Below are 15858 nucleotides of genomic sequence, written 5' to 3' on the forward strand. Positions count from 1 at the left end.
GTCGTACCGAGAAGGAGCCGTAGTACCGCAATGGGTGAGCCTCCCAGTACCAGCCGTGCCATACCCCGTCGGCCGCGTCACGCGGTCACTGAGGGATCGGGGGTGGCACGGTGACCGAGGTCCTGCTGCTCCTGTTGGCCCTCCTGCTCACACTGGCCTGCGCGGTGTTCGTCGCGGCCGAGTTCTCCCTGACCACCCTGGAGCGCGGCGACCTGGAGCGGGCCGTCGAGGCGGGTGAGCGTGGCGCCGAGGGCGCGCTGAAGGCCGTACGCAGGCTGACCGTCCAGCTCTCCGGCGCCCAACTCGGCATCACCGTCACGTCGCTGGTCATCGGCATGCTCGCCGAGCCGTCGCTCGCGGCGCTGTTGCGCGGCCCGCTGACGGCCCTGGGCCTGGGCGGCGCGGCCTCGTCGGTGGCGAGCGTGCTGGGCGTGGCCGTGTCCACCGTGGTGCTGATGGTGGTGGGCGAGCTGGTGCCGAAGAACTGGGCGATCTCCCGGCCGCTGCCCGTCGCCAAGGTGGTCGCCGGACCGCAGCGCGGCTTCACCGCCGCCTTCGGCCCGTTCATCCGCCACCTGAACGACACCGCGAACCTGTTCGTACGACGCTTCGGCCTGGAGCCCGCCGAGGAGCTGGCCTCCGCGCGCGGCCCCGAGGAACTCGTCGCGCTGGCCCGGCACTCGGCCGCCGAGGGCGCCCTGGAGGCGGACGCCGCCGAGCTGTTCGTCCGCACCCTGCACCTGGGCGAGCTGACCGCCCAGAACGTGATGACCCCGCGCGTGGACGTCAAGGCACTCGAAGCCCACGCCACGGCCGCCGACGCCGCCAACCTCACCCACGCCACCGGCCTGTCCCGCTTCCCGGTCTACCGCGACACCCTGGACGACGTCGTCGGCACCGTCCACATCCGCGACGTCCTCGCCCTGGAACCGGACCAGCGCGCCACCACCCCGGTCACGGACCTCGCCACCGAGCCCCTGCTGGTGCCCGACAGCCTGCCCGCCGACCGGCTCCTCGAGCGGCTGCGGGCGATGCGCACCATGGCCGTCGTCATCGACGAGTACGGCGGCACCGCGGGCGTGGCGACCATGGAGGACCTGGTCGAGGAGGTCGTCGGCGAGGTCCGCGACGAACACGACCCGCTGGAGATCCCCGACCTGCTCCCGACCCTCGCCACGGCGGACGGCCGCGCGGTGTGGGAGGCGGACGGCGGCGTCCGCCTCGACCAGCTCACCGGCATCGGACTGACGGCACCCGACGGGCCGTACGAGACCGTGGCCGGGCTCATCGCCACCCGCCTCGCCCGCATCCCCGTGAAGGGGGACATCGTCGACCTCGGCGGCTGGCAGCTCGACGTCCTCGGCGTCGAACACCATCGCGCCGACCGGATCCGCATCGTCGAACCGGCCCCCGTGCCGGCCCAGGTGGGGGAGGAGTCCCGATGACCGCCCTGCAACTCGCCATCGGCGCCCTGACACTGCTGACCAACGCCTTCTTCGTGGGCGCCGAGTTCGCCATGATCTCCGTACGCCGCGGCCAGATCGAACCGCGCGCCCAGGAGGGGAACAAGCGGGCCCGGATGACCCTGTGGGGTCTCCAGCACATCTCCGCCATGATGGCCACCGCCCAACTCGGCATCACCGTCTCCTCGTTGGTGCTGGGCGCGGTCGCCGAACCGGCCATCGCGCACCTGCTGGAACCCGGCTTCGAGGCGGCCCGCGTTCCGGACGGCCTGGTGCATCCGATCGCGTTCGTCATCGCGCTCACCGTGGCGACGTACCTGCACATGCTGATCGGCGAGATGATCCCGAAGAACATCGCGCTGGCCGCGCCCGTCCCCACCGCGCTGCTGCTCGGGCCGCCCCTGGTGGCCCTCACCCGGGCCCTGAAGCCCGTCGTCTTCGGCATCAACGCCTTCGCCAACTCGCTGCTGGGGCTGCTGCGGGTCGAGCCGAAGGACGAGGTGGAGTCCGTCTTCACCGACGACCAGCTCGCCCGCATGGTGGTCGACTCCAGCGAGGCCGGACTGCTCAGCCAGGCCGACGGCGAACGGCTGCGCGACGCCCTGGAACTGGGCACCCGTCCGGTGGGCGAGATCCTCGTCCCCGTCCAGCGGATGCGCACCGTCGGCCACACCGTCACCCCCGCCGAGCTGGAGCGGACCGCGGCCGAGGCCGGCTACTCCCGCTTCCCCGTCACCGGCCCCGGCAACACCCTGCTCGGCTACCTCCACATCAAGGACACCCTGGGCGTCACCGACCGGGACCGGCCGTTCCCGCGCACCGCCCCGCACCCGGTCACCCGGGTCCGCATCGACACCCCGCTGGACGACACCCTCACCGCCCTGCGCGCCGACGGCAGCCACCTGGCCGCGGTCACCGGCGCGTCCGGCGCGGTCCTCGGCTTCGTGACCATGGACGACGTCCTGTCCGAGCTGGTCGGACCGGCGCCCGCCAGGGTCTGAACGAGAGGCCGCCCAACCAGGGCCCGAGCGGTCGCCCGCCCTGGGACAGGGGAGAGGCCCCGCCCCCTGTTCCGGGGCGGGGCCTCTCCAGTTCGCGGGGCCCGGTCGGGTCCGGGGTCAGGGCTGGACGGGCTTGCCGCGGCCCCACGCCCAGGCCAGGCGGTCGGCGCCGGACTGGTTGGTGGTGGCGAGCCAGGGGCGGTCGGCGGGACCGGTGAGGGTCTGCAGGGAGTACGTGTCGTCGGTCCGCAGGCCCGGCCAGTACACGGAGCCCATCTTCAGCTCGCGGAAGGTGTCGGTGACGGCCTGGACGTAGTTGACGAAGTTGTTGGAGGCGTCCGGCTTGTTGTAGTCGAGGCCGGTGGTCATCGGGGCGCCGAACTCGTCCGCGACGGTCCGGTTCGCGCAGTCACCGATGCGCACCTTGAGGTCGTCCACCCACTGGTCGTAGGTGGCGTAGTCCTTCCAGAACCCGTAGTGGTGCAGGGACAGGTAGGTGCCCTTGAGGCGGGGGTCGGCGCAGACCGAGGTGACGTGGTCGTTGTAGCCGGCGCCGCTGACGAAGACCCGGTCGCGCGGGACGGACGGGTAGGTCGCGAGCCACTTCGCGGCTATGTCGGCCCACGCGCTGTCGGTGTAGCCGTGCGGCTCGTTCATCGGCTCGAAGTAGACGCGCCGGTCGTTCTTGTAGGCGTTGACCACGGTCTTCCACATGGGCCAGTAGGTGGCCTCGTCGTCGATGAAGCCGTCCTTCTGCGCGCCGGTGCCCTCCCAGTAGGACACGATGACCTTGAAGCCCTGGTCGGAGGCAGCGTCGATGACCCCGCGGTACGACTTCCAGTAGGAGCCGCCCACCGTGTACGGGTTGATGGGCAGCCGCACGGTGTTGGCGCCGAGGTTGGCGCGGAACGCCGCGATGATCCGGGTCGCCTTCGCGTACGTCTGCTTGTAGCTGTCGGACAGCGACAGGCCGGACAGGACGACCGGGTCGTCGGCGAAGTTGTCGCGCGGGTCGGCCCAGTTGACGCCCTTGAACTGGGTCGGGTCCAGGCGCGGCGTGGCGGCGGAGGCGGGGCTGCCGGCCAGGGTGGTGCCGCTGACCGCGGCGATCGCGACGGCCACGAGGACGGCACGCAGCCGGGGGGTGCGGGTTCTGCCAGGGGTCTTGCGCATCAGCTTGCCCTTTCAGGAGATGGCGGCTCGGCGCGTGGGGGAGTCTGCGCGTACGGGAGCGGCCGTCGGTGGCGCTGCGGTGTTTGCGTAAACATGCTCGAACAAACTATCGGTGTTTACGTAAACATCGTGGCGCCGGAATCGTGGCATCCGGCTCCGTGCGCGTCAAGGTTTCCGGCGCGTAACGTCTGGCCCCCTCCGGCCGGAGCGTCCGATGGACAGGAGTCAGCCGGGGGCGCGAGGGGTATGCCGGGGGCAATGGGATCGAAGACGAAGCACAGCCGGCCTCCCTCCACGGGCACGATGCCCCTCGCCTCGGCGAGGACGAGGCTGGTCGCATCGGGTGCGGGGTGGCACACCTCGTCCCCGTCGAAGGCTTGAGGAGGGCGTCATGAACCGTCAGATCCGCGTGCGTGTCAGCCGTAGGCCCGCCGCTCCACGCGACATGAAGATCGACCGCAGGACGCCTTCGGGGCGGCTGCTGCCGTACTGATCCCTCCGGGGTGCCGGGAGCGCCGCGGCCACCGAGCCCGAGGTCGGACTCAGTGGCCGCGGCGGGCGATCGCCGTCTTTAAGGCCGCGCGGACTTCCGCCGGGGGCGGTGCGCCGTCGCTTCCGGTGCTGGCGGTGACCGCCGCGGCGACCGTGCGGAGTTTGGTGTTGGACAGCTGGGAGGTCTGCCGCAGGATCGTCCACGCCTCGTCGGAGGTGCAGCCCTGGGTGGCCATCAGGATGCCCCGGGCCTGGTCGATCACCGGGCGGGAGGCGATCGCCTGGCGCAGCTGCTCGACCTCCTCCTCCAGCAGCCGCAGCTGTTCGGCGCGCTCCAGAGCCACCGCCGACGAGGACGAGGGGTGCGATACGGCGGCGCGCGTGGCGTGCAGCGGGTCGGTGGTGTCCAGGTCGGCCAGTTCCAGGATGCGGCGCGGCTGACCGTCCCAGTTCACGGTCGTCACCGGAACGCCGTGCAGCTGGGCGAAGTCGCCGAGCGTCTCCAGGAACTGCAGTCCCGCGGTGTCCATGAAGTCCACCCCGGTCATGTCCAGTTCCACCAGGCCGACGTCGGCCGGCAGCTCGGCGAGTTTCCCGGCCAGGACGTCCGCGCACCCGCGGACCAGTTCTCCTCGTGGAGCGAGCACGGCTCGGCCCGCGTCCACGCGACTCTCGATGACGAGTGTGTCCGCTCGCCCCTCGAGAGGTGTGTGTGCCGCTGAGGTCATGTCCCCGCCTTGTAGTTCATGGACGGTATTCATGGCGTAGCCTGCCCCGACGTCACCGAACCGGTTTTCGGAGGGCGAGGGGGGTGCTGAAGGTTCGCCTGCCCGCCGTACGGTGGGCTACACACCTTCTTCGGGATTGTCAGGCTGCTGCGTGGGTATGGGCGGTTACGTCCGGGAAGAGTGGGGAGACGGTGTGGGAATCCGGTACCAGGCACCGTCCGGGGTCGTCGCGGCGGCGCCTGAGTTGACGGTGTCCCCGCTGACCACGCGCAGTGGGCTGCGCGTGTCGGGAGAAGTGGGCCTGGCGACGCACGAAGTGTGGGAACGTGCGCTGAGGCAGGCCGTGCGCGAGGACGGGGATGTGTATTACCTGGAGTTGTCCGCCGTGACGTTCGTCGACGTCGCGGGTGTCGGGGCGCTGGCCGCCGTCGCCCAGGAGCTGGGGGACGGACGGCGCATGGTGCTGCACCGGCCGCCGCCGGCCCTGCGACGCGTGCTGGACATGTTCTGGCCCGACCTGACGTCGATCGAGGTGGTGAAGTCATGAGTTCCGTGGCCCAACCCTTCGAGCCGACCCGTCCCCAGCCGGTCGAGCCCCTCGACACCACCGGCCCTCCCGGCACCACCAAGCCCTTGGACCACGCGGACACCCTTGACCCCGACGGACCCCGCGACCCCTTCCTCCACCCGGCGTTGTTCTACGGCGACGAGCGGGAGTACCTCGCGGGCACCGTGTCCTTCGTCCGTGAGGGACTGCGGGCCGGCGAACCCGTGGCGGTCGCCGTACCCGGGGACAACCTCGCCCTCATCCGGGACGCGCTGGGCGCCGACGTCGACACGGTGCGCCTGCTGGACATGACGGAGGCCGGCCGCAACCCCGGCCGGATCATCCCCGGCGTGCTGCGCGCCTTCGCCGACGCCCAGCCGTCCGGCCGCCGGGTGCGGATCATCGGCGAGCCGATCTGGGCGGGCCGCAGCGACACCGAGTACCCCGCCTGCGTCCAGCACGAGGCGCTGATCAACGCGGCCTTCACCGGCCGCACGGTCAGCATCCTGTGTCCCTACGACACCCGGCGCCTGGCCCCGCAGGTCATCGCGGACGCGTACGCCACCCACCCCACCGTCATCCACGCCGGCACCGGGCCGGGGTCGGGCAGCGGAGCCTACGACCCCGACGGCGTCGTCGCCCGCTACAACGAGCCGCTGGCGCTCGTCCCGGACGTGCCCGCCTTCACCTTCGACGCGGAATCGCTCTCCCACGCCCGGCACGTCGCCACCGACGTGGCAGGCCAGCTGGGCCTGACCGGCGTACGGCTGCAGGACCTCGCGCTCGTCACCGCCGAGCTGACCACCAACAGCGTGGTGCACGGCGGCGGTTCGGGCGCGCTCAGGGTGTGGGCCCAGGACGGGAACGTGCTGTGCGAGGTGCGCGACAAGGGGCGGCTGACGGATCCGCTGGCGGGCCGCCGTCCCGCCTCCCGCGACCAGCGCGGCGGCCGGGGACTGCTCATGGTCAACCTCGTGGCGGACCTGGTGCGGGTGCACATGGGGGCGGACGGCACCACGGTGCGCTGCTGGTTCGCCCTCTGACCGCGGGTAGCCCTTCACAGCTTTCGTCGACCGGTGTGGGACCCGTCCGTGGCTCAGGAGGCCAGCGGGTTCAGGACCAGGGGCTCGACCTTGCCCTCCAGCATGTAGCCGAGGCCCTGGACGGCGCACACGTCGGGCCGCTCGGCGATGTGCACCGGCACGCCGGTGGCCCGCCGCAGCATGTGGTCGAACCCCGGCAGCAGGGCACTCCCGCCGACCATCATGATCCCGCGGTCGGTGAGGTCGGCCACCAGGTCGGGCGGGCAGTCCCGCAGCACCCGGCCGATGCCGTCGAGCACGGCGATCAGCGGGGTCTCGATCGCGTCGCGGACGGCGGCGGTGTCGACGTGGACGGAACGGGCGAGACCGGTGGCCACGTCCCTGCCGTGGATCTCGGTGGAGGCCGGGCCCTGCGAGGTCAGGCCGTTGCCGGAGAGGGCGAGTTGCAGCGGCCGTACGGACTGGCTGGGCAGCATCAGTTCGTGATGGTGCCGCAGGTGCTGCACGATCGCGTGATCCACGGCCTCCCCGCCGATGGGAATGCGCTCGGCGGTCACGATCGACCCGAGCGAGAGGACCGCGACCTGGGTGGCGGCCGCCCCGCACATCATGATCATGGTCGCCTCGGGCTGCTCCACCGGCAGTCCGCAGCCGACGGCGGCGGCGATCAGCGTGTCCACCAGCTCCACCCGCCGCGCGCCCAGCCCGACGAGCGTCTCGATCGTGGCCCGCTGGGCCAGCGGGTCGGCGTCGTGCGGGGTGCAGGCGGCCGCCCGCAGCCGGGGCTTGCGGCGCAGGGCCCGGCGGACCTTGTCGCCGAGCAGGTGCCGCAGCATGCGCTGCGCCATCTCGATGTCGATGACCGTGCCGCCGGAGACGGGCCTGACGACGCGGATGTAGTCGGGTGTACGGCCCGTCATCCTCTCCGCGAACTCGCCGACCGCGATCAGCGCGCCGGTGCGGGTGTTGATGGCGGCGGCGGACGGCTGGTCGACGACGAGCCCGGCCCCCTTCACGTACACCCGCGTCCTCGCCGCGCCCAGGTCGACGGCGAAGTGACAGCGGCGCAGCTGCTCCAGACTCGCGGTCATGGCAGGTCCTCCCGAGAGCACAGACCGTGGGCCGCCGAGCGGCGGTCTCTTATGGCATCGTGCGGCGGCCGTGGGAGGCGGCGCGCCTTGTGGTGGGCCGGGCGGGGGGCCGCTGAATGGGGGGTTCGGCCGCCATGTCTGGTGTAAATCCGCCACAGGGGGTCGCGTCAGAGCGAGCGGGCGGCTTCCAGGAGCGGCGCCAGGGAGGCGCGGGCTGCGGACCGGGACGATGATCTCGCGGCCGGCCTGGCGCGGGGTGCTGGAGTCGTGGGGGGTGTCGGACGGCACGCGGATGCGGGGGCGCCGCCCGCCCGTGGGAGACCGGTGGCAGCGACGGCTACCGCCTCGGCGTCGCTGCCGTGGTGGGGGCGGGTGTCCTGCCGGTGCGTTGCCGGGGTCGCGGTGTCGGGCGGTCGGTCGGCGGATGGGGGTGTCTTCCGTCCGTGCGGGGCCGGTGGCGAGCGGTGCGGTCCCCGGGACGCGGTGCTCGGCGGCGCAGGGAGGGCGGGTCCGGCTGTGACCAGTCAGCGTCCGGATTCATCCGGGCAGCGGTGCCGTCCGGACGGCAGGCGGATGGGCGCGCCTTCCGCCCGGTGCGAGGCCGGTGGTGGGCATCGGAGGTCCTGCGGGTGTGTTCCCGGGGCCGCGGTGTCGGCCGGTCGGCCGACGGATGCAGGGGCGCCGCCCGCCCATGCGAGGCGGGCGGGCGGCGGATGGGGGGCGCCTGCCGCCCGCGCGACGCCATTGGCGGGCGGCGGGCGTCCTGCGGGTGTGTACCCGGGGCCGCGGTGCGGCCGGACTGCGGCGGATGGGGGCGCCAGCCGCCCGTGCGCGGCCGGTGGCGGGCGCCGGGGGGCCAGGCGGTTCGGCCCCCGGGGCGCGGTGCTCGGCGGCGCACGGAGGGCGGTTCCGGTTGCGACCGGCCACCGCCCGGATTCATCCGGGCAGCGGTTCCGGCTGGCCGGATGAATCCGTGCAAGGCGGAGCCGGTGTCACGGACGCTGCTCCTGGTTGTCCTGCGGGGCATGGCGGGCCACGCCCAGCTCGACCAAGTCCTGGGGGCGGATGCGGAGTTGGTCCGCCGTCGGCTCGATCTCCTGGTTCGGGCGTTTGAGGATTGCCGCCGCTAGCTCGGGGGCTATGACTGAGAAGTAGCTGTCGGGTGTGGTCCAGGTGTTGCCTGGTGCGGCCAGGGCGAGGGCGCCGCCGGAGCCGCCCTCGCCGATCAGCAGGGTGGTGATCGGCGTGCGCGCGGCGGCCACCGCGCTGAACACGTCCGCGATCGCCGCGCCCGCGCCCTGCCGTTCGGCCTCGGCGTCGTTGGCCGCGCCGGGAGTGTCCACCAGGGTGAGCACCGGAATGCCGAGCCGGTCCGCGAGGCGGATCAGCCGGGCGGCGGTGCGGTAACCGGCCGGGCGGGTCGCCGTCCCGGTCTGCGCGGCGTACGCGACCGTACGGCCCTGGTGCTCGCCGAAACCGCACCGCACACCCTCGGGGTCGGTGCCGCCGCAGCGGTCGCCACTGATCGGGAGACGGTGGGTGAAGTAGGCGTCCAAGTAGCGTTCGGCGCGCGGGCGTTGCGGTGCACGGGCGCGTCGTACCGCGTCCCAGCCGGTGGCCGGGAGGTCCGTCGCGCCGAGCGGGCCGGGGACCGGCGCGGGTTCCTGGGACGGTGCCGTCAGCAGCCGCAGCCACCGGCCGAGGGTGCCCCGGAGCTCCTCGGGTGCCACTACCGCGTCCGCCGAACCCGCCGCCACCTGCGCCTCGGCCGAGTACGCCGCCGGGTCCGCGTCCGGGGGCCGGACCCTGGAGCCCGCGAAACCGACCTGGGCGCCGGGCAGCGCGAGGATCACGTCCGCGCCCGCGCCCAGGGTGGCCCAGCCGCCGCCGGTCGTCGGGTCCCGCAGCACCGCGATCTGCGCCAGCCCCGCCTCCCGGTTCAGCGTCGACTGCCGTGCCACCCGCTGGAGTTGGGTCAGCGCGAGCATGCCCTCCTGCATCCGGCTGCCGCCGGTCGCGATCAGCGGGACCACCGGCAGCCGGTGTTCGCGCGCGTACGTGTACGCGGCCTCCAATCGGTCGCCGGTGCGTTCGCCGAGCGAGCCGCCGAGGAAACCGAACTCGAAGGAGACGAGGACCGCCCGGACGCCCTCGACGTCCGCGGTGCCGCAGACGACGGACTCCTGCTCGCCGGTGCGTTCGGCGGCCCGCTCGCGCGAGGCGTCGTAGCCCTGCCAGCCGAGTGGTCCGTCAGGGCCGCCGTCCCGTGCCGGGTACCGGAGTTCGGTGAAGGTGCCCTCGTCGGTGACGAGGGTCAGGACCTCGCGGGCGGTCATCCGCTCAGCCATGGCCCAGCGCCCGCTTCATGATCTTCCCCATGTCGTTGCGGGGGAGGGCGTCCAGGTGGTGGACCACCCGGGGGCGCTTGTGCGGGGCGAGACGCCGGGCCACGTGGTCGGCCAACTCCTGCACGGTCGGGGGTGATTGGGGGTCGGCGGGTACCACCCAGGCCACGATCCGCTCGCCCAGGTCGGGGTCCGGCTCCCCGGTGACCGCGGCCTCCCGCACGCCCGGGTGTTCGAGCAGCGCGTTCTCGATCTCCCCGGCGCCGATCTTGTAACCCCCGCTCTTGATCAGGTCGGTGGCCTTGCGGCCGACGATGCGGACGTAGCCGTCGGGGTCGCGCACCGCCATGTCCCCGGTGCGGAACCAGCCGTCGGCGGTGAACGCGGCGGTGCTGGCGTCGGGGCGGTTCAGGTAGCCGGTGAACAGGTTCGGGCCGCGCACCTGGATCTCGCCCACGGTCTCGGCGTCGTACGACGTGATGGGCGAGCCGTCGTCCTCCACCAGCCGCAGCTCCACGCCCGGCAGCGGGACGCCGACGGTTCCGGCGCGGGCCTCGCCGTCCGCGCGGACGCTGGTGTTCATCAGCGTCTCGGTCATGCCGTACCGCTCGATGACGCGCTGCCCGGTCGCGGTCGTGATCCGCTCGTGGTCGTGCACCGGCAGCGCGGCGGAGCCGGAGACCAGCAGCCGGGCCCGGCTCAGTGCCTTGGCGAGCTCGGGGTCGTCGGGGAGGGCCTCCGCGATCCGGTGGTACATCGTCGGGACGCCGAACAGCATGGTCGCGCCGTCGGTCAGCTCGCGCGTCACGCCGTCCGTGCTGAACCGGCCGAGGTGGCGCACGGACCCGCCGCGCCGCAGCGGACCGAGGATGCCCAGGACCAGGCCGTGGACGTGGAACAGCGGCAGCCCGTGCACCAGCACGTCGGCGCCGGTCCACTGCCAGGCGTCGGCCAGGGCGTCCAGGGTGGCGGCGATCGCCCGGCGGGGGATCACCGCGCCCTTGGGCGGGCCGGTGGTGCCGGAGGTGTAGACGACGAGGGCGGGGTCCTCGTCGGACGCGTTCGTGTCGGGGAGCGGGCCGGTGGCCGCCGTGTCGGCGGCGGCTCCGGGGTCGATGATCACATCGACGCGGGTCAAGTCGGCCAGGGCGGCGGGGAGTTCGTCGCCGGGCGCGGCGAGCACCAGGGCGGGGGCGCTGTCGGTGAGGATGTGCCCGAGTTCCTTCTCCCCGGACTTCGGGTTGAGCGGTACGGCGGCGACACCGGCCCGCAGCGCGGCCACCACGGCGACCGCGGTCTCCAGTTCCGCGGTCGCCCAGACGGCCACCCGGCCGTGGCCGGTGAGCCGGTGCGCCAGCGCGTCGGCGACGGCGCCGAGTTCCGCGTACGTCAGGGAGCGGTCGCCGAACCGCAGGGCGGGCCGATCGGTCGGGGCGTCGGTCGGGCCCTCGGTCAGGGCCGGGAACAAAGAGGACACGGGTCGTACTCCTTCACTACTGAACAGATACGGGCTGTCGCGGTCCGCGGGCCTACCCCCAGCCCGGCACGACCATCACCAGCCACGCCACCGCGGGTACCACCGCCACCACGATGCCCCCGTAGACCATCAACTGCCTGAAGAAACGCTCGCGGTCGACGTCCGGGGCGGCGGCCAGCACCAGCGCGCCGTTCGTCGAGAACGGGCTGACGTCCACGACCGTCGCGGACACGGCGAGCGCGGCCACCATGCCGACCGCTCCGATCTCGCCCTGGGCGAGGAACGGCACGGCCAGCGGGATCAGCGCACCCATGATCCCGACGGAGGAGGCGAACGCGGACACCAGCGCGCCGATGTAGCACAGCAGCACCGCGGCCAACAGCGGGACGCCGATGCCGCCGACGCCCTCACCGGCCCACTTGATGGTGCCCATCTGGTCCAGGACACCCACGTACGTCAGGACACCGCAGATCAGCAGCACCGTCGACCAGGCGATCTGGCCCACCGCGGCGCGGCTGTCGTCCGGCCAGGCGGCGCTCAGCACCACGGCGAGGGAGATCGCGGTCAGCCCGGCGTCCAGGTCGAAGACGAGGACGGCGACGACGAGGGCGACCAGCGCGGCGAGGGTGGCGATGCGGGCCGGGGTGAGGCGGGAGGTGTCGGGGGCGGTCTCGACGGTCCCCTTCTCGGGGGCGGCCACAGCGGTCCCGCCGGCCCTGCCGGTCCCGGTCCCAGTCCCGGTCGCCTTGCCGGGGCCGGAGGTCCCCTCCCCGGGTGCGGCGGGCTCCTTTTTCGCGGAGTCCCCGGTGTCGAAGGCCGCGTCGGCCGCCACCGCCCCGCGCGCCCACAGCGCCCGCCCGCCGAACAGGATGAACACCACGGCCGCGATGACGAGGTTGGCGAACAGTGAGGCGAGGAAGAGGGCGAGCTCGTTGCCGGGGAGGTGCTCGCGCGCGACGATGCCGTTGACGATCGTGCCGTAGATGCTGATCGGGGAGAAGCCGCCCGCCTGGGCGCCGTGCACCACCATCGTGCCCATGAGCAGAGGGCTGATGCGGTAGCGGGTGGCGAAGCTGAGGGCGATCGGCGCGACGATGGCGACCGCGGCCGGGCTGACCGCGCCGATCGCGGTGAGCGTGCCGGTGAGGGCGAACATCACCCACGGGATCAGCGCGACGCGCCCTCGGACCAGCCGGATCGCGGCGTGCACCAGCCAGTCGGTGGTGCCGTTGGCGCGGGCGATGGCGAAGAGGTACGTGACGCCGACCAGAACGACGAACAGGTCGCCGGGAAAGCCGGCGAAGATGCCGTCCGCGTCGAGGTCGGCGACGAGTTCACCGACGACGAAGGCGGCGGCGAAGGCGAGCGCCCCCATGTTGACGGAGCGCGTGGTGGCGATGACGAACACCACGACCAGGACAAGGATCGAGACGAGTTCGGGGGACATACGGGCTCCCGTCGTTGGGTCCCGGAGCGGTAGCGGGGCACAGGAAAGGTGGCTGAGTGGATGAGCCACTTGGAAGACGTTGGCGATCAGCGTGGGCGCGGCCGGGCCGCCCGTCAAGGGGTCGCGTCAAAATTGGCTCAGCCACTCGGCCACGACGGTGCCCGGTGTTACTCTCCCGACGAGAGGGGGACCCATGACCGACGCCCTGCGCCCGATGACGAAACAGCGCCTCTACGAGCAGGTACTGGACCGACTGCGGCAGTACGTCGCCGAGGGCGGTCTGAAGGCCGGTGACCGCCTCCCGCCCGAACGTGACCTGGCCCAGCGGCTGGGTGTCAGCCGGGCCTCGGTGAAGCAGGCCATCGTGGTCCTGGAGGTGCAGGGCCTGGTGGAGGCGCGGCACGGCGGCGGCACGTACCTGGTCCGCGACAGCCTGGACGTCGAGCCCGTCGAGAGGATGGTCGAACGGCGCCGGCGTCTCCCGGACGTCCTGGAGGCCCGGGAGGCCCTGGAGACGAAGCTCGCCGAACTGGCCGCCGAGCGCCGCACCGAGCAGGACCTGACGGCGATGCGGTCCGCCCTCGCGCACATGGCCGAGGAGATCGAGGCGGACGGCCACGGGATCGAGGGCGACCGCCTCTTCCACGCGGCGGTGACGGCGGCCGCCCACAGCAGCCTGCTCGCCGAGTTCATGCGCTCCATCGCCGACCAGATCGCCGAGAGCCGCACCGAGTCCCTCCGCCAGCCCAGCCGCCCCGCCCGCTCCCTCTCCCAGCACCACGACATCCTGGACGCGATCGCCGACCAGCAGCCACGCCAGGCGGCGACGGCGATGCGCCGACATGTACGGACGGTGGCGAAGGTCCGGTTGCTGGACTGGGAGCCGGAGGAGGAACGGCAGGAGTTCCAGTAGGTGCCTAGGCGGCCCGCTCCACCACGTCCGCCACCACACAGCTCACGTTGTCCGGGCCGCCGGACGTGTTCGCCTCCTCGACCAGGGTGCGGACGGCGTCGTCGGGAGCCGGGGAGGCGGTCAGCAGGGCGCGGATGCGGGCGTCGGGGACGACGGTGGACAGGCCGTCGGAGCACAGGAGGTAACGGTCACCGGGGCGGGCCTCGTGCAGGCGGAGGTCCACCGCCGGGGACGTGTCGGCCGTCAGGGCCTTCAGGAGCAGGGCGCGTTGGGGGTGGGCGGTGGCCTCCTCGGGCGTGAGCCGGCCCTCGTCGATCATCGACTGGACCACCGTGTGGTCGTGGGTGATACGGAAGAGGGCCCCGTCACGCAGCAGATACGCGCGGGAGTCGCCGATGTGGACCAGGGCGAGGCGGGAGCCCGTCCACACCAGCGCGGTCAGGGTGGTGCCGACGTCCTCCGGGCCGGCCTCGGCGGTCGTCGCGATGTCCCGGAGCGCATCTGTCGCGCCGCGCACCGCGTCCTCCAGGAGGTTGAGGACATCACCCGCCGGTACGTCCTCGGTGTCGAGGAACCTCAGTGCCTCCACGGCCGCGCCGCTCGCGGGCGCGCCCGCGGGTCCGAAGCCGTCCGCGACCGCGAGCAGCCGGGTGCCCGCGTACGCCGTGTCCTGGTTGGCGGGGCGGACGAGGCCGCGGTCCGACTGGGCGAAGTAGCGCAGTTCCAGCATGGTGGTGTCCTTCCTCGGTGCTGGTGTCAGCTGGTCCACGAGGAACGTGGCGAGGTCCCGCCGTACGGCCGTCTCCGCCTCGACCAGCGCCCAGTAGGCGCGGATCTCCTCGGCGGCGGCCGCGGGGGTGAGGGCGCACACGTCACGGATCCGGGCCAGCGGCATCCCCAGCCGTCGCAGCCACGCCACCAGGCGCGCCCGCTCCAACTGTCCGGCCGCGTAGTACCGGTATCCGGTCTCCGGGTCGACCCGCTCCGGACGCAGCAGCCCCAGTTCGTCGTACAGCCGCAGCGCCTTCGGCGACAGCCGGCACGCCTTCGAGAAGGCGCCGATCGTCAGCAGGCCGTCCATGCCGCACCCCCATCTCGGTCGATGCTTCGTTCCCCGCCACCGATGCTGGGGCTTCACCGAAGGGGAGGGTCAACCAGGCTGTCGGGGTTTCCGGGGCGCCGGTTAGCCTGCCAGTCGGCCAGCCGCGCACCGTACGAGAAGGAGTCCGCCCCGTGCCCCGTATCGCCCTCGTCACCTACGACCCCCGGCCCAAGCCCAGCAAGGACCGTGATCTGCCGGTGCTGCTGGCGGCGTTGCGTGCGGCGGGGGCCGAGGCGGAGGCGGTGATCTGGGACGACGCCGGGGTCGACTGGGCCGGGTTCGACCTGGCCGTGATCCGGTCCACCTGGGACTACAGCTGGCGGGCCGCCGAATTCGTGGCGTGGGCGGTCAAGTGCGGGGCGGTGACGCGGCTGGCCAACCCGGCGCCGGTGGTGCGGTGGAACACCGACAAGCGGTACGTAGGGGAGCTGGCGGCGGACGGGGTGCCCGTCGTCCCCACCAGCTACCTCGCCCCCGGGGACCCCGCCGACCTTCCCGCGGACCGCGAGTACGTCATCAAGCCGACCTCCGGGGCCGGTGCCCGGTACGCCGCCCGCTACACGCCCGAGCAGCACGACACCGCCGTACGGCATCTCGCGCACCTGCACGAGGAGGGGCTCACCGCGATGGTGCAGCCGTACATGCGGGGCATCGACCTGCACGGTGAGCGGGCGCTGCAGTTCTACGGCGGGCGGCTGCTGCACGCCAGCCGCAAGCGGGCCGTCCTGGCCTCCGGCACCGCCTACGACGCCGACAAGGTCGCCCATCCGGGACTGGAGCCGTGGACCCCGACCCCGGACGAACTCGCCGTGGCCGAACAGGCGTTGGCCGCCGTACCGGACAACCCGGAGCTGCTGTACGCCCGGGTCGACCTGGTGGACGGGGAGGACGGCCGGCCGCGGGTGATGGAGCTGGAACTGGTGGAGCCGAACCTGTTCCTGGACCTGCATCCGCAGTCGGTTCCGGCGGTCGTGGCGGCGATCCTCACGGCGGCGGGATAACCGGCGCGACGCGTCCCGGCCCCCCGCCCTCGCCT

13 protein-coding genes are annotated in these 15858 nt (G+C 72.9%); 6 read left to right on the plus strand and 7 right to left on the minus strand.

Translation table 11 applies throughout. The annotated features are described in order from the left end of the window. Positions 1 to 110: 110 nt before the first annotated feature. Positions 111 to 1445 (plus strand): hemolysin family protein, encoded by a 1335-nt coding sequence (locus tag ABZ027_RS10170; protein WP_356766325.1) that lies wholly within the window; start codon positions 111 to 113, stop codon positions 1443 to 1445. Further along, a complete protein-coding gene (locus tag ABZ027_RS10175; protein ID WP_356766327.1) occupies positions 1442 to 2464 on the plus strand; it encodes a hemolysin family protein in 1023 nt (340 codons plus the stop codon). The genes ABZ027_RS10170 and ABZ027_RS10175 overlap by 4 nt, the downstream gene beginning before the upstream one ends. 117 nt (positions 2465 to 2581) lie before the next feature. Here ABZ027_RS10175 and ABZ027_RS10180 read toward each other — a convergent pair whose 3' ends face one another. Further along, entirely contained in the window at positions 2582 to 3637 is a 1056-nt protein-coding gene (locus tag ABZ027_RS10180) for a cellulase family glycosylhydrolase (RefSeq protein WP_356766329.1), read from the minus strand. Between the two features lie 542 nt (positions 3638 to 4179). Next, complete coding sequence (locus tag ABZ027_RS10185) at positions 4180 to 4857, minus strand: ANTAR domain-containing protein (protein ID WP_356766330.1); 678 nt, start codon at positions 4855 to 4857, stop codon at positions 4180 to 4182. Positions 4858 to 5050: 193 nt separating this feature from the next. Between ABZ027_RS10185 and ABZ027_RS10190 the strand changes: the two genes are divergently transcribed. Together ABZ027_RS10190 and ABZ027_RS10195 are read left to right on the plus strand one after the other, a co-directional pair. Beyond that, positions 5051 to 5404 (plus strand): STAS domain-containing protein, encoded by a 354-nt coding sequence (locus ABZ027_RS10190; protein WP_356766332.1) that lies wholly within the window; start codon positions 5051 to 5053, stop codon positions 5402 to 5404. After that, positions 5401 to 6447 carry a sensor histidine kinase gene (locus tag ABZ027_RS10195; protein WP_356766334.1) on the plus strand — a complete coding sequence of 349 codons (1047 nt, stop codon included), beginning with the start codon at positions 5401 to 5403 and terminating at the stop codon, positions 6445 to 6447. The genes ABZ027_RS10190 and ABZ027_RS10195 overlap by 4 nt, the downstream gene beginning before the upstream one ends. A gap of 53 nt (positions 6448 to 6500) precedes the next feature. Here ABZ027_RS10195 and ABZ027_RS10200 read toward each other — a convergent pair whose 3' ends face one another. The 4 genes from ABZ027_RS10200 to ABZ027_RS10215 all read right to left on the minus strand — a co-directional run bounded on the left by ABZ027_RS10200 (position 6501) and on the right by ABZ027_RS10215 (position 12807). Beyond that, a complete protein-coding gene (locus ABZ027_RS10200) occupies positions 6501 to 7538 on the minus strand; it encodes a rod shape-determining protein (protein ID WP_356766336.1) in 1038 nt (345 codons plus the stop codon). 992 nt (positions 7539 to 8530) lie between these two features. Further along, on the minus strand, positions 8531 to 9886 hold the full coding sequence (locus ABZ027_RS10205; protein ID WP_356766338.1) for a carboxyl transferase domain-containing protein: 1356 nt from the start codon (positions 9884 to 9886) through the stop codon (positions 8531 to 8533). After that, entirely contained in the window at positions 9879 to 11360 is a 1482-nt protein-coding gene (locus ABZ027_RS10210) for an acyl-CoA synthetase (protein WP_356766340.1), read from the minus strand. The genes ABZ027_RS10205 and ABZ027_RS10210 overlap by 8 nt, the downstream gene beginning before the upstream one ends. Before the next feature lie 52 nt (positions 11361 to 11412). Continuing rightward, positions 11413 to 12807: an SLC13 family permease gene (locus ABZ027_RS10215; protein WP_356766342.1), complete on the minus strand. Its 1395-nt coding sequence runs from the start codon at positions 12805 to 12807 to the stop codon at positions 11413 to 11415. A gap of 193 nt (positions 12808 to 13000) precedes the next feature. Here ABZ027_RS10215 and ABZ027_RS10220 point away from each other — a divergent pair, with 193 nt between their 5' ends. Further along, the gene (locus ABZ027_RS10220; protein ID WP_356766343.1) at positions 13001 to 13720 is read left to right on the plus strand and encodes a FadR/GntR family transcriptional regulator; all 720 of its coding nucleotides are present in this window, start codon (positions 13001 to 13003) and stop codon (positions 13718 to 13720) included. Between the two features lie 4 nt (positions 13721 to 13724). On the opposite strand, the gene ABZ027_RS10225 is transcribed toward ABZ027_RS10220, so the two are convergent. Further along, positions 13725 to 14801, minus strand: coding sequence for a MerR family transcriptional regulator (locus ABZ027_RS10225; protein ID WP_356766345.1), 1077 nt, complete (start codon positions 14799 to 14801; stop codon positions 13725 to 13727). A gap of 152 nt (positions 14802 to 14953) precedes the next feature. Between ABZ027_RS10225 and ABZ027_RS10230 the strand changes: the two genes are divergently transcribed. Further along, the gene (locus ABZ027_RS10230; protein WP_356766347.1) at positions 14954 to 15823 is read left to right on the plus strand and encodes a hypothetical protein; all 870 of its coding nucleotides are present in this window, start codon (positions 14954 to 14956) and stop codon (positions 15821 to 15823) included. The last annotated feature ends 35 nt before the right edge of the window (positions 15824 to 15858 follow it).

Origin of the sequence: Streptomyces sp. NPDC006332, assembly GCF_040612855.1 — a bacterium.
GTDB lineage: Bacteria > Actinomycetota > Actinomycetes > Streptomycetales > Streptomycetaceae > Streptomyces.

What these genes read in the sequence shown, in the direction of transcription:
- ABZ027_RS10215 (WP_356766342.1), bottom strand. Translation starts at nt 12,807, where the DNA reads ATGTCCCCCGAACTCGTCTCGATCCTTGTCCTGGTCGTGGTGTTCGTC.
- ABZ027_RS10175 (WP_356766327.1), top strand. Translation starts at nt 1,442, where the DNA reads ATGACCGCCCTGCAACTCGCCATCGGCGCCCTGACACTGCTGACCAAC.
- ABZ027_RS10195 (WP_356766334.1), top strand. Translation starts at nt 5,401, where the DNA reads ATGAGTTCCGTGGCCCAACCCTTCGAGCCGACCCGTCCCCAGCCGGTC.
- ABZ027_RS10225 (WP_356766345.1), bottom strand. Translation starts at nt 14,801, where the DNA reads ATGGACGGCCTGCTGACGATCGGCGCCTTCTCGAAGGCGTGCCGGCTG.
- ABZ027_RS10180 (WP_356766329.1), bottom strand. Translation starts at nt 3,637, where the DNA reads ATGCGCAAGACCCCTGGCAGAACCCGCACCCCCCGGCTGCGTGCCGTC.
- ABZ027_RS10205 (WP_356766338.1), bottom strand. Translation starts at nt 9,886, where the DNA reads ATGGCTGAGCGGATGACCGCCCGCGAGGTCCTGACCCTCGTCACCGAC.
- ABZ027_RS10185 (WP_356766330.1), bottom strand. Translation starts at nt 4,857, where the DNA reads ATGACCTCAGCGGCACACACACCTCTCGAGGGGCGAGCGGACACACTC.
- ABZ027_RS10220 (WP_356766343.1), top strand. Translation starts at nt 13,001, where the DNA reads ATGACCGACGCCCTGCGCCCGATGACGAAACAGCGCCTCTACGAGCAG.
- ABZ027_RS10200 (WP_356766336.1), bottom strand. Translation starts at nt 7,538, where the DNA reads ATGACCGCGAGTCTGGAGCAGCTGCGCCGCTGTCACTTCGCCGTCGAC.